Raw genomic sequence first — 25,787 nt, 5'->3', positions numbered from 1 at the left:
AAGACGTTTTGTTTTTGGTTCCGCGGTCACCGGTCGGGGACAAAGGGTTTCCCGAGCGAAGCCGGCGTATTGATGAGCGTCGTGCGACGATTATGCGAAATGATGATCAGCACGACAATAGTCGCCGCATAAGGAAGTGCCGACAGGAATTGCGACGGTATGACGATGCCGAGATTTTGGGCGAGGATCTGGGCATGCAGCTGGCCGATGCCGACTGCGCCGAAGAGGTACCCGCCGGCCAGAACCCGCCACGGCCGCCAGGAGGCGAAGACGACGAGCGCGAGCGCGATCCAGCCGCGGCCGGCGGACATGTTCTCCACCCATTGCGGCGTGTAGACGAGCGAAAGCTGCGCGCCTGCCAGCCCCGCGCAGGCACCACCGAACATAACCGCCAGATAACGGGTGCGGATGACATTGATGCCAAGAGCATGGGCGGAGGCATGGCTGTCGCCGATCGCCCGCAGCTTCAGTCCGGTTCGGCTCCTGAACAGGAACCAGTTGATGCCGATCACGAGCACAACCGAGAGATAGAAGGTGAGGTCCTGCGCGAACAGGACGCGGCCGAAGAACGGGATGTCGGAGAGAAGCGGGAAGACGATCGGCTGCAGCTTGATGCCGGGCTGGCCGACGAAAGCCTCGCCAATCTGGCCGGAAAGCCCAAGCCCCAGGATGGTGAGCGCAAGCCCGGTCGCGACCTGATTGGCCACCAGCGTCAGCGTCAGGAATCCGAAGAGCAGCGAGAAGATCCCACCGCCCAAGATGCCAGCGAGGAGGCCGACATAAGGGGAGCCGGTCAGTTGCGCGGCAACGAAGGCGCAGGCGGCGCCCATGATCATCATGCCCTCGACGCCGAGGTTCAGCACGCCCGAGCGCTCGGTCACCAGTTCGCCGAGAGCTGCCAGAACCAGCGGGGTCGATGCGGTGATGACGGTGAGAAGGATCGCCTCGAACATCAGCCCTTCACCTCCGCCGTTTTCGCGCCCGCAAAGATCAGCCGGATCTTGTAGTGGATCAGCGTATCGCAGGAGAGCACGAAGAAGAGCAGCAATCCTTGGAAGACACGGCTGACCTTGTCCGAAATGCCTATCGACAGCTGCGCCGCCTCGCCGCCGAGATAGGTGAGCGCCAGCACGAGCCCGGAAGCGATGATTCCCAGAGGGTTGAGCCGTCCCAGGAAGGCGACGATGATCGCCGTGAAGCCGTAGCCCGGCGAGATGACCGGCTGCAGGTGGCCGATCGAGCCGGAGACCTCCGAAATGCCTGCAAGGCCCGCGAGCGCGCCCGACAGCAGCATCGAGAACCACACCATCCGGCGGGCGGAGAAGCCGGCAAACCGCCCTGCCCGCTCCGACTGGCCGAGCACCGAGACCTCGAAGCCCTTCAGCATGAAGCGCATCATGAACCACAACGCCACGGCGGCGACGATCGCGAAAACGAAGGCCCAGTGGGCGCGGCCGGACGACGACAGAATTTCCGGCACGACGGCCTCGATCTGGAACGTCTTCGTGATCGGGAAATTGTTGCCCTGCGGATCACGCCATGGTCCGCGCACCAGCCAGTCGAGATAAAGCTGGGCGATATAGACCAGCATCAGGCTGGTCAGGATTTCGTTAGTGTTGAACCTTGTCTTCAAAAGCGCCGGGATGCCTGCATAAAGCGCGCCGCCGATCATGCCGAGGATCAGCATCAGCGGTAGGATCATCGGCGAGTGCCAGGCCGGATACATGACGGGCAGGATCGATCCGGTGATCGCGCCTATGGTGAATTGGCCTTCGGCGCCGATATTCCAGTTGTTGGACCGGTAACAGACAGCGAGCCCGACGGCGATGAGGATCAGCGGCGCTGCCTTCACAGCCAGCTCGTGGAGAGACCAGATCTCCAGCAACGGCTCGACGAAATATATGTAGAGCGAGCTGATAGGGTTCTTCCCGAGCAGCCAGAACATAATGGCCCCGAAAAGCAGCGTCAGCACCAGGGCGAGCAGCGGCGAGAGGATCGAGAACAGCGTCGAGACGCGGGCGCGCTTCTGGAGCTCAATGCGCATGCGCCGCCTCCGGATTGGAGTGGCTTTCGTGGATACCGCCCATCAGCAGACCGATACGTTCCAACGTCAGCGTGCCGGCCGGATGGGGCTCGGAAAGACGGCCTTCCGAGATCACCGCGATATTCGTCGCCACCTCAAAGATCTCATCGAGATCCTGGCTGATCACCACCACCGCCGAGCCCGACCTGGCGAGATCGATCAGCGCCTGACGGATACGGCTTGCCGCGCCGGCATCGACACCCCAGGTCGGCTGGTTGACGACGAGCACCGATGGTTGCCGGTCAAGCTCGCGCCCGACGATGAATTTCTGGAGATTGCCGCCGGAGAGCGAGCCCGCCTGCGGATCCTCGCCGCTCTTGCGGACATCCATCGCCTCGCAGATGCGGCGGGTGGCGGAACGGATCGCATCGAAGCGGATGACGGAAAATGCGCCGCCGGACAGAAAGGCCTGCTTGTCCGACTGGCTGCGGGCGAGCAGGAGATTGTCCGACAGCGCCATGGCGGAAACTGCGGCGTGACCATGACGTTCTTCCGGCACGAAACCGGCGCCAAGCAGTCTCCGGCCATTGATGCCGGTGCGCCCGACCGCCTTGCCGCGGATGCGGATCGCCTCGTCCGCGGCGACCGGATATTCGCCTGAAAGCGCATCGAAGAGTTCACCCTGGCCGTTGCCGGCAACACCTGCGATCGCCAGCACTTCACCGGCGCGCACCCTCATGGCGACGTTCTTCAGCGAGACCGCAAAAGGCGTGCGCGCCGGCACAGACAGATTGGTGACTTCGATGCGGATATCGCCGAGCGCTGCTGCGTTGTCTCGATGGACTTCGGCGACATCGGAGCCGACCATCATGCGGGCGAGCGAGGCCGGCGTTTCCTTTTTCGGATCGCAGGCGCCAGTGACCTTGCCGTGGCGCAGAACCGTGGCGCGGTCACAGATGCGGCGCACTTCCTCCAGCCTATGGCTGATATAGAGCACCGACCGACCCTCGGCCTTCAGCTTGAACAGCGTCTCGAACAGCCGGTCCGCTTCCTGCGGCGTCAAGACCGATGTGGGCTCGTCGAGGATGATCAGCCTGGGGTTCTGAAGCAGAGCCCGGACGATCTCGATGCGCTGGCGCTCGCCGACGGAAAGGTCCGCCACATGCGCATTGGGATCGAGCGGCAGGCCGTATGCCTTGGAAAGCGACGCCGCCTCGTCCGAGATCCTGGCAAGAGAAATCTTCGGGTCGAGCGACAGCGCGATGTTTTCCGCCACCGTCAGCGCCTCGAACAGCGAGAAATGCTGGAAGACCATGCCGATGCCGAGTTGACGGGCCCCGCCCGGCGAAGCGATCGTCACCGGCGCGCCTTGCCAGAGGATCTGGCCGGCGCTCGGCTGCAGCACGCCAAACAGCATTTTTACCAGCGTCGATTTGCCGGCGCCGTTTTCGCCGAGCAATGCGTGGATTTCGCCGGGCGCGATATCCAGATCGATCGCGTTGCAGGCCGCGAAGCTGCCGAAAAGCTTGGTCAAACCTCGAACCGACAGAAGCGGACCGGTCGTCGGACCCTCGGATAACGTCACTGAACCCCCTCGTTCACCGCGGGCCGACCTTCTTCGAGGTTTTTCAGGGCGACGCGGCGTATTGATTTTCCCGACATCCGGCGATCACTCCGGACATTCGACTGATATTGATACCGTATTTGTTGCTTCGCACAACACTAAAGAAAGGGGGTTGCAGGAAGGTCCAGCTATTTTCCGAGACTGGGGAAAAGCTGCAGCACGCCGCCGATGCAATAGAGATAGATACCGCTCAGGACGACGCCGTAAACGACCCAGGCGGGCGTCTCGAAATGCAGGAGCAGCGAATAGCCGCCGAGGGCGCACCAGATGAGGCAGACAGCCAGATTGAGCGGACGGAGCCGTTTGACGCGCACGGGGTGCAGGAAGTTGATCGGCAGGAAGGTGAGAATGACAGAGACCGAGACGAGGACCAGAGCCGCCGTTGCGCTCGCGTCGACGACGAACAGTGTGAAGACCACCATGTTCCAGACGACCGGAAAACCGGAGAAAAAGTACTCGTCCGTCTTCATGCCCATGTCGGCATAATAAACCGCGCTCGAGACGACGATCGCGCCTGCGGCAACGAAGGACCAAGGTTCGCCGATCATGCCGCTCTGATAAAGCGCAAACGCCGGAAGCAGCACGTAGGTCACGTAGTCGATGATGTTGTCGAGCGTATCGCCCGACCAGTTGGGCAGGACTTCCTTGACCCGCACCTTGCGAGCGATCGGCCCGTCGATGCCATCGACGAGAAGCGCAAGGCCGAGCCACCAGAACATGTCGACGAAACGATGCTCGGCTGCCGCGACGACGCCGAGGAAAGCAAGGAACGAGCCGGACGCCGTCAGCAGATGAACCGAGAAGGCGCGGATTTCAGCATACGGAACTTTTTTGTAATTGAAGATTCGTCTGATCACGCGTCAGTCCCGTCTTTCCCTCATCCGGCGAGGTATGCGGCCAATCACCGCGCATTGCAACCAGCTTGGGGCCGCCGCCAGACATAAAGCATTGCTTTTTCTATGCTGCGCTGCCGTGTCCCATGGATATGCACGCCACAAAGCTCTAGATAATCCATCGTACATTTGCAGCGCAGGACGACGGACATGCAGCATTTCGAGATTGCGGTGGTGGGCGGGGGACTTTCCGGATCGGTTGCCGCCCTGGCGCTCGCGCGGGCCGGCCGCAAGGTGGCGCTGATCGCACCGCCATCCGAAAAGACCGATGAACGCACGACCGCGCTGATGGACCAGTCCATCCGTTTTCTCGAACGGCTTGGCGTCTGGGAAGACATTGCGGCTTCGGCCGCCCCGCTTTCGGTGATGCAGATCATCGACGGCACCAAACGGCTGCTGCGCGCACCGACGGCGCAGTTCCGGGCGCAGGACGTCGGACTCTATGCCTTCGGCTACAACATTCCCAACCGGGCGCTATCGGAAACGCTGGATGCCGCCGTTGCCGCCGAACCGAATATCAGCAGGATCGCGCAAAACGTCGAGACGTTCGACTTCTCGGCCGAACGAGCCATGCTGACGCTGTCGGACGGCGCCTCGATCGGTGCCGACTTCGTGGCTGCCGCGGATGGACGCAATTCAAAGGCCCGCGAGACCGCCGGCATCGGCGTGCGACGCTGGTCCTATCCACAATCGGCGATGGTGTTGAATTTCGCCCACAGCGTGCCACACGGCAATATCTCGACCGAATTCCATACCGAAAGCGGGCCGTTCACGCAGGTTCCCCTGCCGGGCCTGCGTTCCAGCCTCGTCTGGGTGGTGAAGCCGGATGAAGCTCGCCGACTTGTCGAACTTCCGACCGGGGAACTGTCGCGGCTGGTCGAAAACCGTATGCAATCGATGCTCGGCAAGGTGACAGTCGAAGGCACGGCGCAAGCCTGGCCGCTCTCCAGCCTGATGGCGGAGCGGTTCGGCAAGGGTCGGCTGGCCTTGATCGGCGAGGCCGCACATGCCTTTCCGCCGATCGGCGCGCAGGGCCTCAACCTGTCGCTGCGCGATATCATCGCACTTTCGGAACTGCTCGTCGCAACCAGCGATCGCCCGATCGCAGCCGATGCCGGCGATCGCTTCAACCGGCGCCGCGGGCCGGACATCGTCAGCCGCACCGTCGGCGTCGATCTTCTCAACCGTTCGCTGCTGTCGGATTTCCTGCCGGTGCAGATGCTGCGGGCCGCCGGCCTGCACATCCTCACCAATGCGCCGCCGCTCCGAAACCTTTTGATGCGCGAGGGGATCGAGCCCGGTCGGGGCCTGCGCGCTGTCGTCGATGCCTTACGGAAAGAGATCCGGCGGTAACGTTCCGGAATTGATGAGGTAGAGCAGCGCCGGGAGAGTCGCCACTGACGCAACGGTGATGATCAGGATGCTGGCCGACGCCCTCTCCTGCCAGACGCCGTATTGCTGGCTGATGACGAAGACATTGGTCGCTGTCGGCAGCGCCGAAAGCAGCATCGCGGAATAGATCCAGACCGGATCGAAATTGCCGATCAGCGACAGGACCGTATAGGTCGTCATCGGCAGCAGGATCAGCTTGAAGACCGCGATATAACCGATCTCCACCGGCACACGTTTGATCGGCCTCAGCGCCAGCGTCACTCCCATGGCAAATAGCGCGCACGGTGCTGCAGCCTGCGCGAGATAATCGACGAGCCGCTGGAAGGCTGCCGGCGGCTGCACCGCAAATGCCGCGAAGCAGAAGCCCAGCGCCGTCGAGATGATGAAGGGATGCATCACCACTTTCCGGACAATATCGGCAACCACATGGGCGGCTGGGCGTTTGTCGCCGCCGGCCACCGCCATCATCGCCGGTGCGACGATGAAATGCGCGGCGTTCTCGAAGCAGACGATCAGCGCCACTGGCACCGCTGCCGCCTCGCCGAAAGCCAGCAGCGCCAGGCCCGGCCCCATATAGCCGATATTGCCGTAGGCGCCGGCAAACGACTGGATGGTGCAATCGGCAAACGAATTGCGACGCAAAAAGAAGCCGATCAGGAAGAGAACGAAGAAGACCAGGTAGGTCGCGCCGATCTCGCCGAAGATGAAGTCGGCCCGGGTCAGCTGCTCGACCGGAGTGCGGGAAACGAGCTTGAAGAACAGCGCCGGCAGAGCCGCGTAGATGATGAACGTATTCATCCAGCCGAGCGCTTCGGCCGGCTGTTTCGTCACTCTCGCGGCCAGATAGCCGATGAAGATCAGGCCGAAGAAGGGCAACAGCAATGCAATGATATCGGCCATCGGTTCCCTGCCCGAATGAGCGGGCCGTATTGGAAGACTGTTTTCCGTTAGCCGATTTGCATCAGGATTGGAAAGGTCTGCTGGAACCAGATTGCGGCCGAAGTGACGAAACCGAAGATGAAAGCGAGCCCGGTCAGAATCAGGAAGGCTCCCATGACCTTCTCGACCAGGCCCAGATGGCGGCGGAAGCGGGTGAGGAACCGCATGAACGCACCGGAGAAGCCGGCAGCGATCCAGAATGGCACGGCCAGGCCCAACGAATAGATGGCGAGCAGCGCCGCCCCCTCGCCGACCGTATCGCGCGATGCAGCGACGCCGAGGATAGCGCCAAGCACCGGACCGATGCAGGGCGTCCAGCCGAACGCGAAGGCAAGCCCCATGACATAGGCGCCCGAGAGCGTCGCCGGCTGCCCGCCGCCGTGGAAACGCGCCTCGCGGGCGAGAATACCAATCCGGAAAACACCGAGAAAATTCAGGCCCATGACGATGATGATCAGGCCACCGAGTTTGGACAGTAGATCGAGATGCTGGCGCAGGAGCACGCCGATCGTCGAGGCGCCGGCTCCGAGCGCCACGAACACAGTCGCAAAACCGAGGGTGAAGAACAGCGCCGACTTCAGCACCGCGCGACGCGTGCCGCTCCGCGATTCGATGACCGCCGCACCACCGCCGCCGCGGAACTGCTCGACCGAAATGCCCGCCATGTAACAAAGATAAGGCGGCACGAGGGGCAGCACGCAGGGAGAAAGAAACGATAGGGCGCCGGCAAGAAGCGCGCTCAACAGGGATATTTCGGCAATCGACACGTGCGGCTCCGGCTGGCGGGCCTTTTGCGAGCCCGCGTCTTGCGCTTGAGGTAATGGCCCGACGCGGCGAATGCCAATCACCTTTTCGCATTGCCGTGAAAAAGCGGCAGATAGCCGCATTTTTGCTGTTTTTGCGGGTTGACCGCAAGAGGTCACCTGCCTATGTTCCGCGCACTTTCAAGGACGCGCTCATCCGCGGCCGCGGGAGAGCGTAGCTCAGCCGGTAGAGCAACTGACTTTTAATCAGTAGGTCTCGGGTTCGAACCCCGACGCTCTCACCATTTAGATCAAAGCAGCCCCAATTAGCCGATGCCAATGTGATCGCTGTAGGCTGATGCGTGGGTGATGCTTCGGGCGCCGCCTGTTCCGCCTTGGCGGATAGAATCGGTGTGATCGGCCTGTCAAAATGTGGGTGGACGAAATCCAGCCGGTCTGTCACAAGCCGATCAGGACGCGACTGCCGTTAGTTTTAGAACGGGGTCGGGCGACCGATTGACGTCACGTCGCTGCCACGAGATCACGTCGGCCGTCCATTCTCAAATCCGACACGCGAAATTGCAGGGCGAAAAGCCACTCCTTATCGATTACAATTTGCTCATGTTGAGAGCGAACACCAATCATTACCAGCTATTCACCTTCGCGGCGATAACCGGCGGACGGATGAAAACTTGGATCAGTGCGCCAAGTATTTGAAATATCTATGTATTCTGTATGGAGAAAATCTCCAGAGCCTAAGATTTGGCCGGAAATTCGGCGGATGAGGCATTCCGAACCTTATTTATTATTAAGCTGACCTTCCACCCTTCCGGGCGTATTTTCATATTCAGGACTGAGTGATGCCGACGGCCGGAAATGCCGCGACGGCAGAGCCAGTTGCAGATCGTTCGCTGAAGGTGGTGCTCATATGCGCTCGCTCGTCCCGATAAACCAGCATTCCCCGGCACCACCGGCGCCCTGCCCGGTGATGCACCTCACCGGACCACCCGAGGGTCGACTTCGATCGCCCGACGTTCACGCCGCTTCACCTACCTCCCGGTGATCAGGCTTTCTGAAGTAGCGGCTTTCCTCTGAAGCCGACTTTTCAGCATCGTAAATCTTAGAATTCCACCGATCGGCCGTGCGCGCTTCATCGCGCGGCTTCGATCTTCTTCGCCCTATGCGCCTGCCTTCCCGGCGACAAGGCTGCAGATTGAAAGGAAGACCTCCATGTCCAACATCCTTCGCAAACACCGAATCGTTGCCCTTCTCGGCGCCGCCATCGTTGCGGTGCCGCTCTCCGTGCCGGTCATTCTCGGCACCAACGCGGCGCATGCGGCAACCACGGCAACCTCCGTCACCGGCTCCGTTTCCGGCATCGTCGCTCCGGGCGGCTCGTTCGCGCCGATCGTTTCGGCCGACAAGCCGGCGGTGGTCACCATCATCACCACGATGAAGGCCCAGAACGTCGCCTCGGACGACAGCTCGCCCTTCGGCGACAATTCCCCGTTCGACGAGCAGTTCCGACAGTTCTTCGGCCAGCAGGGCATTCCCGTGCCGCGCCAGATGCCGCAGCAGCGCCAGGCTCCGCGGGCCGAGGCTCTCGGCTCCGGTTTCGTCGTGACGGCGGACGGCTATATCGTCACCAACAACCACGTGATCGACAATGCGATCGACATCAAGGTGACGCTTGACGACGGCACGGAAGTGCCCGCCAAGCTGATCGGCACCGATCCGAAATCCGACCTCGCCGTCATCAAGATCAACGCGCCGAAGCCCTTGGCCACCATCGCCTGGGGCGATTCGGATAAGCTCAATGCCGGCGACCAGATCCTGGCGATCGGCAATCCGTTCGGCATCGGCACCACCGTCACGGCGGGTATCGTTTCGGCGCGCGGCCGCGATCTCCACAGCGGCCCCTATGATGACTTCATCCAGATCGATGCGCCGATCAACCACGGCAATTCCGGCGGCCCGCTGGTCGATCTCGAGGGCAAGGTCGTCGGCATCAACACGGCGATCTATTCGCCGAACGGCGGCAGCGTCGGTGTCGGCTTCGCGATTCCCTCCGACCAGGCCCAGAAGGTCGTCGCCAAGCTGATGAAGGACGGCTCGATCGAGCATGGCTTCATCGGCGTGCAGATTCAGCCGGTGACGGCGGATGTGGCGAGCGCCATCGGCCTCGACAAGCCGGAAGGCGCGCTGGTTGCCAATGTCAACGACGGCACGCCGGCAGCCAAGGCCGGTATCCAGACCGGCGACGTCATCACCGCGCTCGGCGGCCAGGCGGTCAAATCTCCGCGGGACCTGTCGCGCATGGTCGCCGACCTGACGCCCGGCGCCAAGGAAGGCCTCACCGTCTGGCGTCAGGGTCAAAACCGCAACCTCAGCATCACGGTCGGCGGCAACGAGCCAGACCAGCAGCAGGCGTCCGCCGACAATGGCGACAAGTCCATACAGGGTGCCCAGCGCGTTCCGACCATCGGCATCGGTCTTGCCGACATCACGCCGGATATCCGCCAGGCCCTCAACCTGCCCCGTCGGGAAAACGGCGCAGTGATTGAAAGCGTCGCCCCCGACAAACCGGCTGCCGATGCCGGCCTGCAGCCGGGAGACATCATCATTTCGATCAATCAGCAGCCGGTGAAGTCGGCCAAGGATGCCAAGACGGCGGTTGCCGAAGCCGGGAAGTCCGGGCGCAAGTCGGTCCTGCTTCTTATCCAGCGTGGCGAAAACCAGACCTTCGTCGCGGTTCCCTTCTCGATCGGCTGAACATCGAACCCGCCTTATCTTCTCGGCGCCGCCCGGTTGTCGCGACCGGGCGGCGGTCGTTTGGCCCCGCCCCATATCCTCTCCACCGGAACCTTGACGAGCAGAAGACGTTTGCCCGGACGAAGGAGCGTCTTTATGCGCATCATATTCATCGTCATGATCGTTTCGGTGCTCAGCATCCTGGCGTTCAAATATGCGGATCAATCGCTCGGTGGCGGCGATATCCTTGCCTCTCCCACGGAACTCTCGGTTCAGAACTGACACGATCGCGTGAAGCGGATGATCTTTTCCGCCTGCCCTTGGGTCGGCTTGACCACTTTGGCCTTACCGCCATATTCCTGCGATCCCGCCCAATCCATTTCCCAAAAACGAGAGGTTTTCATGGCCAAGCCAAAGATTGCGATCATCATCGGCAGCACGCGTGACGTCCGGTTCGGCGAGAAGCCGGCACGGTGGATCTATGAAACGGCATCCAAGCGCGACGACATGGACTTCGAGATCGTCGATCTGCGCGACTTCCCGCTGCCGTTCTTCAACGAAAAGGCTTCGAACGCCTGGGTTCCGACGGACAACGAAGTCGGACAGCGCTGGCAGAAGAAGGTGGCCGAATTCGACGGCTACATCTTCGTGATTGCCGAATACAACCGCTCGATCACCGCGGCGCTCAAGAACGCGCTCGACTATTCCTATCCGGAATGGAACCGCAAGCCGGCGGCAGCCGTCGGTTACGGCAGCGTCGGCGGTGCCCGCGCAGTCGAGCATTTCCGTACGATCGCGGTCGAACTTCAGATGGTTCCGACCCGCCCCGGCGTCCACATCCAGGGCGCTGATTTCTTCGCGGTCTGGCAGCAGGGCAAGGCACTGTCGGAACTCACCCATCTGGAGCCCGGCGTAAAGACCATGCTGGACGATCTTTCCTGGTGGGCAACGGCGCTCAAGACGGCCCGCGAGAAAGCTTGATAGCCTGTCACGCGACATTGATCCGAAGGTTCCGGTTTTGCCCGGAACCTTCCCGTTTTCAGGGTGTTGTCAGGCAATAGAGGAGTCGTTGCCATGAGCGCCCAGAATGTCCTGATTGCCTTGGGATCTGCGATTGCGGGTGGCCTTGTCGTCGCCCTCCTGATGCATCCTGCCGGACCGACCGTGACCGCGAAGTCGGACCGCCTTAGCGGCCCACCGGCAGAGACCGCCTTCATGCCCGAACGCTTCGGCGTCCCCGGTTCGACACAATGACGTAGACGCCTGAAGTTGGGATCTGACATGCGAAAAAGCCGGCGTCTCTTTCGAGGCGCCGGCTTTTTCATGTCTACCAATCAATGAACACCCTTGCCGCTCTCTTCCTCTTCGAATGTCACTGCGACATCGCCATCGGCCGAGAGGCGTACCCTGTTGCCTTCGATATCGGCGACGAGTTCAAGCGGAATGAAGTGATGGTGGCCTTTATGGCCGCCCTCACCGCTGTCCTTCCTGGTCAGCTTGATACGGCTGCCTTCGACGCGGTCGACCGTTCCAACATGGACGCCATCCGCGCCGATGACTTCGGCGTGTTCCTTGATTCTTGCAGCATCGATCATGGGAAATCTCCTTTTCTGCGCACCGACAACGCGTGAATGAAGATATCGATGCATGCCTCTTCAAAAAGGCAGGACCTTTCGAAAACACGCCGCTGGCAAAGGTTATTGGTGCAGGGTGTAAGTACCCATTTTGCAGAAGTCCTGCGTGTCCTCCATGTCTTCGAGCTGGGAATCCTCGGAGAATTCGAAGCGCATGTCGTATTTGCAGGAACGGCGGCCGTCGCGGATGGTGATCTCGATGCTCTGGCCGGGCTCCAGCACGTCGTTGCCGAAAACGTCTTCTTCCCAGTTGTCCACACCTTCCGGTGAGGTGTAAAAGCGCTCAAGTGTACCCTTTGTCTTGTTGATCAGCGTGAACACAAGATCGTCTGCAGCATGCGAAGCACCCGCCGACATCAGAATAGCTGCGAAAGCGCCGGCTAATGTTGAGAATTTCTTAATCACAATACTACCCCTCTACCCATTAATTGGGTTGGTTATTGCTACCACGCTACCGTTAAAGGCTGATGAAATGGCCGGTATTCTTCGATACACGTGCATTACCGATATTTAAATTTTACCATTTCCGGTTTTATGTCATTGAGAGAGCATAAGAATTTCGCCCGGCGACCATGCTTCGGGCGGATTTGCGCCCCATGACGGCGCAGCGAGAGATTTAGCCCTGGTTGTATCGCTATCCAGCAAAGGACAGGCCGTTGAACGTGCAGAACACCCCCGACCCGACAGCAAAGACCAGCGGCACGCCCGATCTCGCCGCGATCCTGGCCACCTCGGGAAGCCAACGCAAAAAGCGTCGCTGGATCTGGCCGACGGTCTTTGTCGTTCTCGTTGCGGTGGCGGCGGGCGCCTATGGCTATTCGGGCAGTGGCGGCCCGCGCTATGATTACACAACGCAGCCGGCCAAGCGCGGCGGCCTCTCGGTCATCGTCACGGCGACAGGCTCGGTCCAGCCGACCGATCAAGTGGACATATCGAGCGAGCTGTCCGGCACCGTCCGCAAGGTCAATGTCAGCTATAACAGTGCTGTCAAACAGGGTGATGTGCTCGCCGAACTCGACACCAACAAGCAGGAAGCGGATGTCCAGAGCGCCCGCGCCCAGCTCGCCTCGGCAAAGGCCAACGTGCTGAAGGCCGAAGCGGAGGCGGCCTCGGCCAAAAATTCGTTCGACCGCCTGACCGGCCTCGTCAGCAACCGCATTTCCACCCAGCAGGAACTGGACGCGGCGAAATTCACCTATGATTCGGCGCTCGCCACCAAGGCCGTCAACGAGGCGTCTGTTCTTTCCGCCGAAGCCAATCTGCGGCTGTCGGAACTCAATCTCGTGAAGCTCAAGATCGTCTCGCCGATCGACGGCATCGTGCTGACCCGCGCCGTGGATCCGGGGGCGACCGTCGCGTCTTCGCTCAATGCGCCGGTGCTTTTCACCATTGCCGGAGATTTGAAGCGCATGGAGTTGCAGGTCGCCGTCGACGAGGCGGATGTCGGCCATGTGCAGGAGGGTCAGGCGGCAAAATTCTCTGTCGACGCCTATCCCGATCGCAACTTTCCCGCCACCATCCAGACCGTGCGCTTCGCCTCCGAAACCGTCTCCAACGTCGTCACCTACAAGGCGATCCTGACGGTCGACAACGCCGATCTGCTGCTGCGTCCCGGCATGACGGCAACGGCCGATATTACCGTGCAATCGGTCACCGACGCGCTCCTCGTGCCGAATGCGGCGCTGCGCTACTCGCCGCCGACGACGGCGCGCAGCCGCGGCAATTTCCTCACCCGGCTTTTTGCGCCGCCGCGTCCGCGCGGCAATCGCGGCGGCGACGATGCTTCGGGAGCGGGTCGTGCCGTCTGGGTTCTGCGCGCAGGCGCGCCGACGCGAGTACAGGTCGAGACCGGCCCCAGCGACGGCCAGTTCACGGTGCTGAAATCCGGTGAGATCAAGCAAGGCGATCTGCTGATCACGGACGCTGTCGCCCGGGCGAGCTGAGGAGGGTTTCGATGAGGCTCCCTCCCATCATCGCCTTCAGGCAGGTTTCGAAATTCTACGGGCACGGCGAAGCGACGATCCGTGCCCTCGATCATATCGACCTGTCGATCACGGCGGGCGAGTTCGTGTCGATCATGGGTCCGTCCGGTTCCGGCAAGTCGACCGCGATGAACATCATCGGCGGGCTCGACGTGCCTTCATCCGGCGAATACCTGTTCCAGGGCATTCCGACGAGCGGCTTCGACCGCGCCCAGCTGACACTTTTACGCCGGCATATGCTCGGCTTCGTGTTCCAGGGGTTCAATCTTCTAGCCCGCACGTCCGCGGTCGAAAATGTCGAGCTGCCGCTCGTCTATCGGGGTATGGATCACCGCGAACGGCGCAAACGTGCGATGGTTGCGCTGGAACAGGTGGGCCTCAAGGGCCGCGAAGGGCACACGACCCAGGAACTGTCCGGCGGGCAGCAGCAGCGCGTGGCGATCGCGCGCGCCATCGTCACCGATCCCGCCGTGCTACTGGCCGACGAACCGACCGGTAATCTCGACACCAGGACCAGCGCCGAGATCATGGAGCTGATCACCCGGCTCAATCGCGACAACGGCATTACCGTGATCATGGTCACCCACGAGGAGGACATCGCCGCCTATGGTAAGCGGCTGCTGCGCTTCGTCGACGGGCATCTCGCCTCGGATCAGGCGCAGGCGAAGGAGCACGACCATGTTCTTTGAGACGACGAAACTGGCCTGGCGGGCGATCAGCCGCAACATGCTGCGCTCCTTCCTGACCGTGCTCGGCGTGGTGATCGGCGTTGCGGCTGTCATCGCCATGGTCACGGTCGGCAACGGCACGACGGCGAAGGTCCAGGCCGAGCTTTCTCGCCTCGGCACCAACACGCTGTTCGTCCGCCCGGGCCAATGGGGGCCGGGACGTGCCAGCAGCGAGGCCAAGCGCTTCAACGACAAGGATGTCCGGGCGATCCAGGAGCAGGTGACCGGGCTTCGCGCCGTGGCGCCCGTGAACCGTGGCACCGCGACCGTGATTGCCGGCGGTGCCAACCATTCGTCCAGCGTGATCGGCACCAACAACGATTATCTGATCGCCCAGGACTGGGATCTGTCGCTCGGCCGGTCGTTCCTCGCCAGCGAGGACCGTGGCAGCCAGGCCGCCTGCATCATCGGCGAGACGGTACGCAAGGAACTTTTTGGCGCAGCCAACCCGGTCGGGCAGAACATCCGCGTCAGCAATGTCGCCTGCCCGGTGGTCGGCGTGCTCGCCGTCAAGGGCCAGTCCGGCATGGGCGAGGACCAGGACGACACGGTCATCATGCCGTTGAAACTGCACCAGCGGCGGATCGGCGGGACGACGACGATCAGCAGTATCATCCTGTCGGCGCAGGATGGTGTGGCAACCGAAAAAGTCCAGTCGGATGTCGAAAGCCTGCTGCGCGAACGGCGCAGGATTGCGGTTGGCCGCGATGACGACTTCTCGGTCAACGATATGTCGCAGATCGCCGCGGCGATGACCGGCACGACGGTGCTGCTGACCGGGCTGCTCGGTGCCGTCGCGGCCGTGAGCCTGCTGGTCGGCGGCATCGGCATCATGAACATCATGCTGGTTTCGGTCACCGAACGCACCCGCGAGATCGGCATTCGCCTCGCGATCGGTGCCCTTGAGCGGCAGGTGCTGACCCAGTTCCTCGTCGAGGCGGTGATGCTGTCGATCTTCGGCGGCGTCAGCGGCATAATTGCCGGCCTGGCGCTTGCCTATGGCGTGGTGACTTTCCTCGGCGTGCCTTTTGTCGCGAGCCCGACGATCATCCTGCTTGCCTTTGCCTTCTCGGCGGCGATCGGCATGGTGTTCGGCTATTTTCCGGCCCGGCGTGCGGCGCAGCTCAATCCGATCGAAGCCCTCCGCCACGAATAGGCGGCGGCGGTCCCCTTGGGTCTGTCGCCGGTAACATTGACGTTGGCCTGATATATCACGTGCGGTTGCCATTCCAAATGCGACATGGCATCCTGTGATATATCAGAGAGGATGAGATGCATGGCATCCGAGGCAGAATCGCTAAGCCGACAGGCCTATCACCGGCTCGAAAACCTCATTGTCACCCTTCAACTGCCGCCCGGCGCGCTGGTTACGGAAAAGCAGCTCATCGGCCTTGCGGGCCAAGGCCGCACACCGGTGCGCGAAGCAATCCAGAAACTCGAATGGCAGGGATTGATGCGGGTGCGCCCGCGCGTCGGACTGCAGGTCACCGAGATCATCGAGGGCGACCACGAAAACATCATGCAGGTGCGCCGCCAGCTTGAGCCGGTTGCAGCAGCCCTGGTGGCGGAACATGCCAGCGATGAGCAGCGCAGCGCCCTGCTCGACTGCGCCAAGGCAATGGGTGCCGCAGCGGCGACCGGTGACATTCACGGCTTCCTGGATGCCGACAAGCGTTTTGACGAGACCCTCGAGGAGGCCTGCCCCAACCGGTTCCTGACCTCGGCGCTGGCGCCGCTCCAGACCCATTCGCGGCGGCGGTGGTTTTCGACGGCCTCTATCGAACGGCTGGATCAGGCGGTGACCCAGCATGTCGCCGTCATCCGCGCCATCCGGGCGAGCGACGTCGAAGCGGCACGAAGAGCGATGGAGACACTCCTCGCCTATCTGACGAATTCATGAGGTAATCAGGCGTGGACTTCGGCTTCGCGCTGCTTTGCGAGCGCAGCGAGATCCGCAGGCTTCAGTTCGACCGACTCGCCGCAGCCGCAGGCAGACGTCTGGTTGGGATTGACGAAGGTGAAGCCTGAGCGCATCTGCGTGACTTCGAAATCCATCTGGGTGCCGAGGAGATAAAGCACGGCGGAAGGTTCGATCCAGACGCTCGCGCCGTCGTGCTCGATCATGTCGTCCTTCGCATTCGGCTCGGTGACGAGATCGACCGTGTATTCCATGCCGGCACAGCCGCCCTTCTTGATCCCCACACGCAGGCCCTTGGCCTCCGTTCCGGAATTGGCAACGAGCTGTTTGACGCGCGTCGCAGCGGCATCGGTCATGGTCATAATGGCGAAGCCCATAGGCTCATTCTCCTTCCGCACGCGGATTCAAGGTCCGGTGTTTCACGATTCAAATGTAGTACCGACCGATTAATCGATCAATACCAACCGACAGCCACCTGGGCTTCTTCGGACATGCGCTCCGGCGTCCACGGCGGATCGAAGGTCATCTCGACTTCGACGCCGGACACGCCTTCGACGGCGCCGACGGCGTTTTCCACCCAGCCCGGCATCTCGCCGGCGACCGGGCAGCCTGGCGCAGTCAGCGTCATCAAGATCTTCACCATGCGGTCGTCCTCGATGTCGATCTTGTAGATCAGACCGAGTTCGAAGATGTCGGCGGGGATTTCCGGATCATAGACCGTTTTCAGCGCTCCGATCACGTCGTCGCTCAATCGCGCCAACTCATCGGCCGGAATAGCGGATTGGATCAGTCCTTCGCGGGCGTCCCACTTCAATTCCGTTTCATCGGCGGCCATGGCAATAGTCCTCAAGCAAAGAAATTTCGCGCGTAGTCGAGCGCATCGGCCAGCGCATCCACTTCGGCACGGGTATTGTACATGCCGAACGATGCCCTGCATGTGGAGGTGACGCCGAAGCGCTTCAAGAGCGGCATGGCGCAATGGGTGCCGGCGCGGACCGCCACGCCCTTGCGGTCGATCACCATCGAGACGTCATGGGCATGGATGCCCGCGAGCTCGAAGGAAAAGATGCCGCCCTTGCCGGGCGCATTGCCGATAATCCGCAGCGAGTTGATAGCGCGCAGGCGTTCGGCAGCGTAGGCGGCCAGGTCCGCTTCGTGGCGGGCGATCGCGGCGCGGCCGATCTTGTCCATATAATCCAGCGCGTAACCGAGCCCGATCGCCTGGACGATCGGCGGTGTACCCGCCTCGAAACGATGCGGCGGATCGTTGTAAGTGACGATATCCTCGGTGACGTCGACGATCATCTCGCCGCCGCCCTGGAACGGCCGCATCTCCTTCAACCGGTCCGACTTGCCGTAAAGCACGCCGATACCGGACGGACCGTAAAGCTTGTGGCCGGTCATCACGTACCAGTCGCAATCGATGTTGCAGACATCGACCGGCATGTGCACGGCGCCCTGGCTGCCGTCGATCAGAACCGGAATGCCGCGCTCGTGGGCGATGCGGCAGACTTCCTTGACCGGAACCACGGTGCCGAGCGCGTTCGACATATGGGTGATGGCGACGAGCTTGGTCTTTTCGGTGAGAGACTTTTCGAAATCCTCGATATGGAAGGCACCCTCGTCGTCGACCGGCACCCAGACGAGCTTGGCGCCCTGCCGCTCGCGGATGAAATGCCAAGGCACGATGTTGGAATGGTGCTCCATGATCGTCACGACGATCTCGTCGTCGGCACCGATATTCGGCATGCCCCAGCCGTAGGCGACCGTGTTGATCGCCTCGGTCGAGTTCTTGGTGAAGACGATCTCGTCCACCGAACCGGCATTCAGGAACCGGCGCACCTTTTCGCGCGACGCCTCATAGGCTTCGGTCGCGGCATTCGAGAGGAAATGCAGGCCGCGATGGACGTTCGCATATTCGCTCGAATAGGCGTGGCTGATCGCGTCGATCACCACCTGCGGCTTCTGGGCCGAGGCGCCGTTGTCGAGATAGACCAGCGGCTTGCCGTGCACCATCGTCGATAGGATCGGAAAATCCCGGCGGATCGCTTCCACATCGTAGGTCGTCGAGGGTGCACTCTGGTCCATGTCAGGCCCCTTCTCAGGCGTGTTTTTCAAGCCAGGCCGAGATGACGCCTTCCAGCGCCTCGACCAGCTTTTCTTCCTCGAGTTCCTCGACGATCTCGGCAACGAAGGCATTGACCAGCATGGCCCGCGCCTTATTTTCCGGAACGCCGCGCGCCATCAGGTAGAAGAGATGGCTGCTCTCGATATCGGCAACCGTCGCGCCATGGCCGCAGACCACGTCGTCGGCGAAGATCTCTAGCTCGGGCTTGGCCGAGAACCCGCCATCGTCGGTCAACAGAAGCGTGTTGCAAGACATCTTGGCGTCGGTCTTCTGGGCATCCGGAGCGACCCGGATCATGCCCTGGAAGACGCCGTTGGCGCGGTCGAACACGACGTTGCGGATGATTTCCGTCGAGTTGGTGTTCGGCACGTTGTGGCCGAGCACCAAGGTAACATCCGTATGGCTTTCGGCGCCGAGCAGGTTGACGCCGCGCAGCGTCAGTTCGGCACCTTCGCCCGCCACGTCGATCCGCAATTCCTGGCGCACCAGCTTGCCGCCGGCATTGATGACGAAAAGGCGCAGCTTGGCATCGGTGCCGAGCTTTACGCGGATCTGGCCGAGATGGGTGTCTTCTGCAGCCTGCTGCTGCAGGATGATCCAAGTAATGTCAGCGCCGTCCTCCAGCGCGATGTCACTGATCGAGGACACAAGCGCTGAACCTTCAGCCACCGACCGGTGACGCTCGATGATCGTCGCCTTGGAAGCGGCGCCGAAGGAGACCGGGAAGCGCGTATGAACTTGGCCGGCGCCGTGCAGCGCCTGCAGTTCGATCGGCGCATCCAGTTCCGTATTGGCCGGAACGGTGACCGCGTAACCATCACGCACGAAGCTGCCGTTGATGCGGCCGATCGCGTCGTCCTTGTCGAGCGCCGTCAGACCGGCAGCGGCCGAACCGTCAGCGAGACTGTCCTTGAAAAGCGTGATCTCGACGCCGTCAACGGCGGCCTTCGCATCCGCATCACCCTGCAGGATCGAAAGCACCTTCGAGCCCTCGACCAGCGGCGCGATCGGATCAATGGCGGAAACCAGCGTCATTTCGGGGACGCTACGCAGCAGGTTCTTGAGGTCGGTATAATGCCAGGCCTCGATGCGGCGGGTCGGCAGGCCGGACTTCTTGAGATCGTCCAGAAGCCTGTCGCGCGTGCCGATCACGGCGCCATTGCCCGGCAGTTCGCCGATCTGCGTGCCGAAGGCTTCGACCAACGCGGTTTCTGCAGCCGTGAGGCGGCTTGTCGTCTGCATGTTCATGACAACATCCTTCCCTTCGGGCCGCTTAAGCCGCTTCTCCGATGATATCGGCATAGCCGTTCTCTTCCAGCTCAAGCGCAAGCGCCTTGTCGCCGGAGCGGATAATCTGGCCCTTGTAGAGCACGTGGACCGTGTCCGGCACGATGTAGTCGAGCAGGCGCTGGTAATGGGTGATGACGATCGTGGCGCGGTCCGGCGACTTCAGAGCGTTGACGCCATCGGCAACGATCTTCAGCGCGTCGATGTCGAGGCCGCTATCGGTTTCATCGAGGATGCAAAGTTTTGGCTCGAGCAGCGCCATCTGCAGGATTTCGGCGCGCTTCTTTTCGCCGCCGGAGAAACCGACGTTGAGCGGACGGCGCAGCATGGCCTGGTCGATCTTCAGCTTCTCGGCGGCTTCCTTGACGCGGCGGATGAAGTCCGGCGTCGTCAGTTCCGCTTCGCCACGCGCCTTGCGCTGCTCGTTCATCGCAACCTTCAGGAACTGCATGGTGGCGACGCCCGGGATTTCGAGCGGATACTGGAAGGCGAGGAAGATGCCCTTGGACGCACGCTCGGCCGGGTCGAGTTCCAGGATGCTCTCGCCGTTATAGAGGATATCGCCCTCTGTGACTTCGTAATCCTGGCGGCCTGCGAGGATATAGGACAGCGTCGACTTGCCGGAGCCGTTCGGGCCCATGACGGCAGCAACTTCGCCAGCCTTCACGGTGAGGTTGAGGCCGCGGATGATCTCGGTGCCGTCTTCGGCGATACGGGCGTGCAGGTTCTTGATCTCAAGCATGTTTCTTATCCTTCCGGATTTATTCGGTGACGCGTCAGTGCGCGATATTCGGACAGCGGGCCATCAGCCCACGGAGCCTTCGAGCGAGATGCCGATCAGCTTCTGGGCCTCGACGGCGAATTCCATCGGCAACTGCTGGATGACGTCCTTGACGAAGCCGTTGACGATCAGGGCGATGGCTTCCTCTTCGGGAATGCCGCGCTGCATGACGTAGAATTTTTGGTCCTCGGAAATCTTCGAGGTCGTCGCTTCGTGCTCGATCTGTGCCGATGCGTTCTTCACGTCGATATAGGGCACGGTGTGGGCACCGCACTGGTCGCCGATCAGGAGCGAGTCGCAATTGGTGAAGTTACGGGCATTTGAAGCCCGGCGGTTGATCGACACCTGTCCGCGATAGGTGTTGTTCGAATTGCCGGCGGAAATACCCTTCGAAATGATGCGGCTCGACGTGTTCTTGCCGAGATGGATCATCTTGGTGCCGCTGTCGATCTGCTGATAACCGTTGGAAACGGCGATCGAATAGAACTCGCCGCGGCTATCGTCGCCGCGAAGAATGCAGCTCGGATATTTCCAGGTGATCGCCGAACCGGTCTCGACCTGCGTCCACGAGATCTTCGAGCGGGCGCCGCGGCAATCGCCGCGCTTGGTGACGAAGTTGTAGATGCCGCCCTTGCCCTGGGCGTCGCCCGGGTACCAGTTCTGCACCGTCGAATACTTGATCTCCGCATCGTCGAGAGCGATGAGTTCGACCACGGCGGCGTGAAGCTGGTTCTCGTCGCGCTGCGGCGCCGTGCAGCCTTCGAGGTAGGAAACGTAAGCGCCTTCCTCGGCGATGATCAGCGTGCGCTCGAACTGGCCGGTATTCTTTTCGTTGATGCGGAAATAGGTGGACAGCTCCATCGGGCACCGCACGCCCTTCGGCACGAAGACGAAGGAACCGTCGGTGAACACGGCGGCGTTCAGGGTCGCATAGAAATTGTCCGAAGTCGGAACGACCGAGCCCAGATATTTCTTGATCAGCTCAGGATGTTCGCGAATCGCCTCGGAGATCGACATGAAGATCACGCCGGCCTTCTGCAGTTCCTTCTTGAAGGTCGTCACGACCGAAACCGAGTCGAAGACGGCGTCGACGGCGACCCGCGGCGTTTCAACGCCAGCCAGAATCTCCTGTTCGCGCAGCGGAATGCCGAGCTTCTCGTAGACCCTCAACAGTTCCGGGTCGACGTCTTCGAGCGACTTCGGGCCGGCGCTGCTTTTCGGCGCGGCATAATAGTAGAGGTCGTTGAAGTCGATCTTCGGATATTCGACGCGTGCCCAGGTGGGCTCTTCCATGGTCAGCCAGCGACGATAGGCGTCGAGACGCCATTCCAGCATCCATTCCGGCTCCTGCTTCTTGGCCGAGATGAAACGGATGATATCTTCCGAAAGACCCTTTGGCGCCTTGTCCACTTCGATGACGGTTTCAAAACCGTATTTGTACTGGTCCACATCGATTAGGCGAACCTGATCGATTGTTTCCTGCACGGCAGCCATGTTCATACTCCAATTCTTGCCGGTTCAAATTCCGGCAATTCTTGTCATCAATCCGGGGGGACAATTGCCTCCCTTATGTAGGCGCCAGAAGGCGGTTTTCACACCTTTTGGCAAGCGGAAATTTGCGCATGCGCAATTTTGGAAGCGGTCACGCCGCCTCGCCCGCCGGTTTTCGCCGGCCAGCAATCTTGGCGAAGGCGGCCAGCGCCCGCGCGATATCATCTTCCGTCGTGTCGACGCCGAGCGAAATCCGCAAAGCACCGAGCTTCGGATCATGCCCCATCGCCGTCAGAACATGGCTTTCGCCGACTTTTCCCGCCGAGCAGGCGGAGCCGGCGGACAGCGCGATACCTTCGAGATCGAAAGCGATCTGCCCGGTTTCCGATTTCAGCCCCGGCAAAGTGAAAAAGCAGGTATTCGCCACACGCAGAACTCCCTCGCCATGGATGATCGCATCCGGGGCAGCCTGGCGCATTCCCGCTTCCAGCCGGTTGCGCAACTCTTCGATCCCGGCATTGCGGTCATGAAGGTTTTCACGCACGGCCTGGGCCGCTGCACCGAACCCGACGACGGCATGGAAATTTTCCGTGCCGGACCGATGGCCCTTTTCCTGGCCGCCGCCGCGGATGAGCGGTTTCGGCATCAGCACTTCGCCGCGCGAAACGAGTGCGCCGACGCCCTTCGGACCGCCGATCTTGTGCGACGACAGGATCAGGAAATCCGCATCCAGCGCATTGATGTCCACCGGGATACGGCCGACCGCCTGCACGGCGTCCACGACCATCAAGCCGCCATGGGCATGGGCGATCGCCGCAACGTCTGCCACGGGCTGAACAATGCCGGTCTCGTTATTGACCAGCATAACAGCGACCATCGGCATGCCGACGCTCCGGTCGTGTTCGGCCAGCAGCGCCTCAAGTGCGGAAAGATCGACGATACCCGCCGGTGTCACCGGCACTTCGGTCACCTGGGCCGGATCGAAACGACCGCCTTCGCGGATCGCCGGATGCTCGATCGCAGAGACATAGACACGGCTCATCGCCAAAGGCGCCCGGCCCATCCGGAAATCCGGGGTCAGCACGTGATTGGCAGCTTCCGTCGCGCCGCTGACGAAGGTCACATGCGCCGGCTCTGCACCGACCAGCGCCGCCACCTGCCGGCGCGCCTTGTCGATTGCGGCGCGTGCCACCCTGCCCTCGCCGTGAACCGACGAGGCGTTTCCCGGCAATTGCAACGCATCCAGCATGGCGGCGCGGGCCGGCGCGCTCAAGGGCGCGGTCGCGTTCCAGTCCAGATATGTGCGGTTCAGCGCCATTGCCTGATCGGCTTCCGTTTCTAGATAGATGTTGAATTACATATGGGCGGACGGGGAACCCGCATTTTCCTTGAAATTTCCGTCGGCCTTGCCGTAAGAGACATCGCATCGGGCGCGCATCCAGCATGCAGCCCAAAGTTTCGAATGGTTCTAAACTGAGTTTAGAAAAGCTGAGCGTCTTCGTCAAGTCAAACTCGACGTGATACTCGTTTGGAGCCTGAACATATTGACCGGAGTACCGATGCCCGAAGTCATTTTCAACGGCCCAGCCGGCCGCCTTGAAGGTCGTTACCAGCCATCCAAGGAAAAGAGCGCCCCGATCGCCATCGTCCTGCACCCGCACCCGCAGTTTGGCGGCACGATGAACAACCAGATCGTCTACCAGCTCTTCTACATGTTCCAGAAGCGCGGTTTTACGACACTCCGGTTCAATTTCCGCAGCATCGGTCGCAGCCAGGGCGAATTCGACCACGGCGCCGGAGAGCTTTCGGATGCCGCCTCGGCGCTCGACTGGGTGCAGAGCCTGCATCCCGATTCGAAGAGCTGTTGGGTCGCGGGTTATTCCTTCGGCGCCTGGATCGGTATGCAGCTCCTGATGCGCCGTCCTGAGATCGAGGGTTTCATGTCGATCGCGCCGCAGCCGAACATCTACGACTTCTCGTTCCTTGCGCCCTGCCCGTCGTCCGGCCTGATCATCAACGGCGACAGCGACAAGGTGGCCCCCGAAAAGGACGTCAACGGGCTCGTGGAAAAGTTGAAGACGCAGAAGGGCATTCTGATCACCCATCGGATAGTCGAGGGCGCCAATCACTTCTTCAACGGCCAGGTGGACACGCTGATGGGCGAATGCGAGGATTATCTCGACCGCCGCCTCAACGGCGAATTGGTGCCTGAACCGGCAGCCAAGCGCATTCGCTGATCGCTTTCAAAAATTGTTGGCGAAAACGGCTGCTTCGGCGGCCGTTTTCATTTGACGGCTTTGATGGATTTCGGCTGCGGAGAGCCGATATGCCGCGCCTGCCTGACGCGGTTGCGGCCGGAGCGCTTGGCCTCGTAGAGAGCAGCATCGGCGTCTCGCATGGCTCCCGCAAGATCGCCTCCCGGCGCAAGTTCCGCCACGCCGAAACTTGCAGTCACGGCAAAGGAGGACGGGAGCGCGCTGACCGTTATTCCCATCGTTCCGCCCCGGAGCGCCTGCGCAAACAGCGTCGCCATGTCGAGCGTCGTACTGGGGATGAAGATCGCGAACTCCTCGCCGCCGATGCGGCCGACCACAGCATTCTTGGCGGCGCTCGTCTGCAACAGATCGCTGAAGGCCTGGATCACCAGATCACCACCGTGATGGCCGTAGGTGTCGTTGATGCGCTTGAAATGATCGAGATCGCAGATGATCACCGCGTGCCCGGCCTTCGGCGCCAGCGCCATCGCCGCCTTGACGCCATTCTCGAAGCCACGGCGATTGGCGAGACCGGAAAGCGCGTCCTTCTCCGAATTGCTGCGCTCGTCCGCCATGATCTCCAGGACCAGAACCGACAGCAGCGTCAATCCGACCGCGACCATCAGCACGGCAGTCGAGCTTTGTGAGATCAGCGCGTAATTGGTGCCGATATAATCCTTGGCGGTCGTGCCCGCCCCCGCGATCACGGCAAGGCTCGCCTTTGCGAAAAAATGCAGGCCGGTCGCCAGCAGCAGATAACCAAGCGCCCGGTCGATCGCCAGCCGGCGGGTCGATGAAAAGATGGCCGCCGCACTCGAAAGGAGCGCCAAGGCAAACGGTGTCTGGTAGGAAAAGGCATGTGCGGCCGTTCCCCGAGGCAGGTCGTAGATCAGCAGGTCGAGGCAGATGCCCGTCACCAGGAAACAGCCCGCCCAGACGGGCGCGACCTTCCGGCCGTAGAGAGTGCCGATACCGACCCTGAGCAAGGTCATGCCGCAGAGCACCGATGCGAAAGCGCAGATTGCCCAGAATTTCGTGAGATACGCATAGGCGACCAGCAACTCACAGACTGACGAGAGCGAGGCGATGGTAAAAGCGGCGGCAAACCAGAGCGCAGCCGTCCGCGAGCGGCTGCGCGTGGAAACCACAACAAAAACCGCACCGAAACACATGGCGATGATAAAATTCACCGCGAGGAAAAAGGCAGCCCCGTTCATC

26 protein-coding genes and 1 tRNA gene are annotated in these 25,787 nt (G+C 61.5%); 11 read left to right on the top strand and 16 right to left on the bottom strand.

Annotation, left to right across the window (positions count from 1 at the left end):
• Nucleotides 1-26 precede the first annotated feature (26 nt).
• The 4 genes from ACZ9IU_RS11205 to pcsA all read right to left on the bottom strand — a co-directional run bounded on the left by ACZ9IU_RS11205 (nt 27) and on the right by pcsA (nt 4,504).
• Nucleotides 27-953 carry an ABC transporter permease gene (locus ACZ9IU_RS11205; protein ID WP_038542964.1) on the bottom strand — a complete coding sequence of 309 codons (927 nt, stop codon included), beginning with the start codon at nt 951-953 and terminating at the stop codon, nt 27-29.
• Nucleotides 953-2,044: an ABC transporter permease gene (locus ACZ9IU_RS11200; RefSeq protein ID WP_038542962.1), complete on the bottom strand. Its 1,092-nt coding sequence runs from the start codon at nt 2,042-2,044 to the stop codon at nt 953-955. The genes ACZ9IU_RS11205 and ACZ9IU_RS11200 overlap by 1 nt, the downstream gene beginning before the upstream one ends.
• Nucleotides 2,034-3,608, bottom strand: coding sequence for an ABC transporter ATP-binding protein (locus ACZ9IU_RS11195; RefSeq protein WP_038542960.1), 1,575 nt, complete (start codon nt 3,606-3,608; stop codon nt 2,034-2,036). Before ACZ9IU_RS11195 ends, ACZ9IU_RS11200 begins: the two co-directional genes overlap by 11 nt.
• Nucleotides 3,609-3,775: 167 nt before the next feature.
• On the bottom strand, nt 3,776-4,504 hold the full coding sequence (gene pcsA, locus ACZ9IU_RS11190) for a phosphatidylcholine synthase (RefSeq protein ID WP_046601006.1): 729 nt from the start codon (nt 4,502-4,504) through the stop codon (nt 3,776-3,778).
• A 186-nt stretch (nt 4,505-4,690) separates the two neighbouring features.
• Between pcsA and ACZ9IU_RS11185 the strand changes: the two genes are divergently transcribed.
• Complete coding sequence (locus tag ACZ9IU_RS11185; protein ID WP_038542958.1) at nt 4,691-5,893, top strand: UbiH/UbiF family hydroxylase; 1,203 nt, start codon at nt 4,691-4,693, stop codon at nt 5,891-5,893.
• Here the strand turns inward: ACZ9IU_RS11185 and ACZ9IU_RS11180 are convergent.
• Nucleotides 5,870-6,832 carry an AEC family transporter gene (locus ACZ9IU_RS11180; RefSeq protein WP_038542956.1) on the bottom strand — a complete coding sequence of 321 codons (963 nt, stop codon included), beginning with the start codon at nt 6,830-6,832 and terminating at the stop codon, nt 5,870-5,872. The genes ACZ9IU_RS11185 and ACZ9IU_RS11180 overlap by 24 nt on opposite strands.
• A gap of 47 nt (nt 6,833-6,879) precedes the next feature.
• A complete protein-coding gene (locus ACZ9IU_RS11175) occupies nt 6,880-7,638 on the bottom strand; it encodes a cytochrome c biogenesis CcdA family protein (protein ID WP_038542954.1) in 759 nt (252 codons plus the stop codon).
• Between the two features lie 205 nt (nt 7,639-7,843).
• On the opposite strand from ACZ9IU_RS11175, the gene ACZ9IU_RS11170 reads away from it, so the two are divergent.
• The 5 genes from ACZ9IU_RS11170 to ACZ9IU_RS11150 all read left to right on the top strand — a co-directional run bounded on the left by ACZ9IU_RS11170 (nt 7,844) and on the right by ACZ9IU_RS11150 (nt 11,619).
• Nucleotides 7,844-7,919: transfer RNA gene (locus tag ACZ9IU_RS11170), tRNA-Lys, on the top strand.
• A gap of 925 nt (nt 7,920-8,844) precedes the next feature.
• The gene (locus ACZ9IU_RS11165) at nt 8,845-10,386 is read left to right on the top strand and encodes a DegQ family serine endoprotease (RefSeq protein ID WP_038542952.1); all 1,542 of its coding nucleotides are present in this window, start codon (nt 8,845-8,847) and stop codon (nt 10,384-10,386) included.
• 135 nt (nt 10,387-10,521) lie between these two features.
• A complete protein-coding gene (locus ACZ9IU_RS11160; protein WP_258719133.1) occupies nt 10,522-10,647 on the top strand; it encodes a hypothetical protein in 126 nt (41 codons plus the stop codon).
• Between the two features lie 120 nt (nt 10,648-10,767).
• Nucleotides 10,768-11,346: an NADPH-dependent FMN reductase gene (locus ACZ9IU_RS11155; protein WP_038542950.1), complete on the top strand. Its 579-nt coding sequence runs from the start codon at nt 10,768-10,770 to the stop codon at nt 11,344-11,346.
• Between the two features lie 93 nt (nt 11,347-11,439).
• Nucleotides 11,440-11,619, top strand: a complete 180-nt coding sequence (locus ACZ9IU_RS11150; RefSeq protein ID WP_038542948.1) for a hypothetical protein — start codon at nt 11,440-11,442, stop codon at nt 11,617-11,619.
• A gap of 80 nt (nt 11,620-11,699) precedes the next feature.
• On the opposite strand, the gene ACZ9IU_RS11145 is transcribed toward ACZ9IU_RS11150, so the two are convergent.
• Both ACZ9IU_RS11145 and ACZ9IU_RS11140 read right to left on the bottom strand, forming a co-directional pair.
• Nucleotides 11,700-11,960, bottom strand: coding sequence for a DUF2171 domain-containing protein (locus ACZ9IU_RS11145; protein WP_038542946.1), 261 nt, complete (start codon nt 11,958-11,960; stop codon nt 11,700-11,702).
• Between the two features lie 102 nt (nt 11,961-12,062).
• The gene (locus ACZ9IU_RS11140; protein ID WP_051899715.1) at nt 12,063-12,356 is read right to left on the bottom strand and encodes a hypothetical protein; all 294 of its coding nucleotides are present in this window, start codon (nt 12,354-12,356) and stop codon (nt 12,063-12,065) included.
• 299 nt (nt 12,357-12,655) lie between these two features.
• Between ACZ9IU_RS11140 and ACZ9IU_RS11135 the strand changes: the two genes are divergently transcribed.
• The 4 genes from ACZ9IU_RS11135 (at nt 12,656) to ACZ9IU_RS11120 (ending at nt 16,609) form a co-directional block, all read left to right on the top strand.
• Nucleotides 12,656-13,942 (top strand): efflux RND transporter periplasmic adaptor subunit, encoded by a 1,287-nt coding sequence (locus ACZ9IU_RS11135; protein ID WP_038542944.1) that lies wholly within the window; start codon nt 12,656-12,658, stop codon nt 13,940-13,942.
• A gap of 11 nt (nt 13,943-13,953) precedes the next feature.
• Nucleotides 13,954-14,670, top strand: a complete 717-nt coding sequence (locus tag ACZ9IU_RS11130) for an ABC transporter ATP-binding protein (RefSeq protein ID WP_038542941.1) — start codon at nt 13,954-13,956, stop codon at nt 14,668-14,670.
• Complete coding sequence (locus ACZ9IU_RS11125) at nt 14,660-15,865, top strand: ABC transporter permease (protein ID WP_038542940.1); 1,206 nt, start codon at nt 14,660-14,662, stop codon at nt 15,863-15,865. The genes ACZ9IU_RS11130 and ACZ9IU_RS11125 overlap by 11 nt, the downstream gene beginning before the upstream one ends.
• Nucleotides 15,866-15,985: 120 nt before the next feature.
• Nucleotides 15,986-16,609: a GntR family transcriptional regulator gene (locus ACZ9IU_RS11120; protein WP_038542938.1), complete on the top strand. Its 624-nt coding sequence runs from the start codon at nt 15,986-15,988 to the stop codon at nt 16,607-16,609.
• Between the two features lie 5 nt (nt 16,610-16,614).
• Here ACZ9IU_RS11120 and sufA read toward each other — a convergent pair whose 3' ends face one another.
• The 7 genes from sufA to ACZ9IU_RS11085 form a co-directional block, all read right to left on the bottom strand.
• Complete coding sequence (gene sufA / locus ACZ9IU_RS11115; protein ID WP_038542936.1) at nt 16,615-17,004, bottom strand: Fe-S cluster assembly scaffold SufA; 390 nt, start codon at nt 17,002-17,004, stop codon at nt 16,615-16,617.
• 77 nt (nt 17,005-17,081) lie between these two features.
• The gene (locus ACZ9IU_RS11110) at nt 17,082-17,462 is read right to left on the bottom strand and encodes an SUF system Fe-S cluster assembly protein (RefSeq protein ID WP_038542934.1); all 381 of its coding nucleotides are present in this window, start codon (nt 17,460-17,462) and stop codon (nt 17,082-17,084) included.
• 11 nt (nt 17,463-17,473) lie between these two features.
• Complete coding sequence (locus ACZ9IU_RS11105) at nt 17,474-18,715, bottom strand: cysteine desulfurase (RefSeq protein ID WP_038542933.1); 1,242 nt, start codon at nt 18,713-18,715, stop codon at nt 17,474-17,476.
• Nucleotides 18,716-18,728: 13 nt separating this feature from the next.
• The gene (gene sufD / locus ACZ9IU_RS11100; RefSeq protein ID WP_038542931.1) at nt 18,729-20,003 is read right to left on the bottom strand and encodes a Fe-S cluster assembly protein SufD; all 1,275 of its coding nucleotides are present in this window, start codon (nt 20,001-20,003) and stop codon (nt 18,729-18,731) included.
• A gap of 25 nt (nt 20,004-20,028) precedes the next feature.
• Nucleotides 20,029-20,784 carry a Fe-S cluster assembly ATPase SufC gene (gene sufC / locus ACZ9IU_RS11095; RefSeq protein WP_038542928.1) on the bottom strand — a complete coding sequence of 252 codons (756 nt, stop codon included), beginning with the start codon at nt 20,782-20,784 and terminating at the stop codon, nt 20,029-20,031.
• 63 nt (nt 20,785-20,847) lie between these two features.
• The gene (sufB, locus tag ACZ9IU_RS11090; protein WP_038549186.1) at nt 20,848-22,317 is read right to left on the bottom strand and encodes a Fe-S cluster assembly protein SufB; all 1,470 of its coding nucleotides are present in this window, start codon (nt 22,315-22,317) and stop codon (nt 20,848-20,850) included.
• A 148-nt stretch (nt 22,318-22,465) separates the two neighbouring features.
• On the bottom strand, nt 22,466-23,632 hold the full coding sequence (locus ACZ9IU_RS11085; protein WP_038542926.1) for a cysteine desulfurase family protein: 1,167 nt from the start codon (nt 23,630-23,632) through the stop codon (nt 22,466-22,468).
• A 241-nt stretch (nt 23,633-23,873) separates the two neighbouring features.
• Between ACZ9IU_RS11085 and ACZ9IU_RS11080 the strand changes: the two genes are divergently transcribed.
• Nucleotides 23,874-24,551, top strand: a complete 678-nt coding sequence (locus tag ACZ9IU_RS11080) for an alpha/beta hydrolase (RefSeq protein WP_038542924.1) — start codon at nt 23,874-23,876, stop codon at nt 24,549-24,551.
• Nucleotides 24,552-24,598: 47 nt separating this feature from the next.
• On the opposite strand, the gene ACZ9IU_RS11075 is transcribed toward ACZ9IU_RS11080, so the two are convergent.
• Complete coding sequence (locus tag ACZ9IU_RS11075) at nt 24,599-25,786, bottom strand: GGDEF domain-containing protein (protein ID WP_051899714.1); 1,188 nt, start codon at nt 25,784-25,786, stop codon at nt 24,599-24,601.
• Nucleotide 25,787: the final 1 nt, after the last annotated feature.

Source organism: Mesorhizobium sp. USDA 4132 (genome assembly GCF_056279545.1).
The sequence above is the reverse complement of the archived record's forward strand: the minus strand, read 5'-3'. Positions and strand labels throughout refer to the sequence as shown.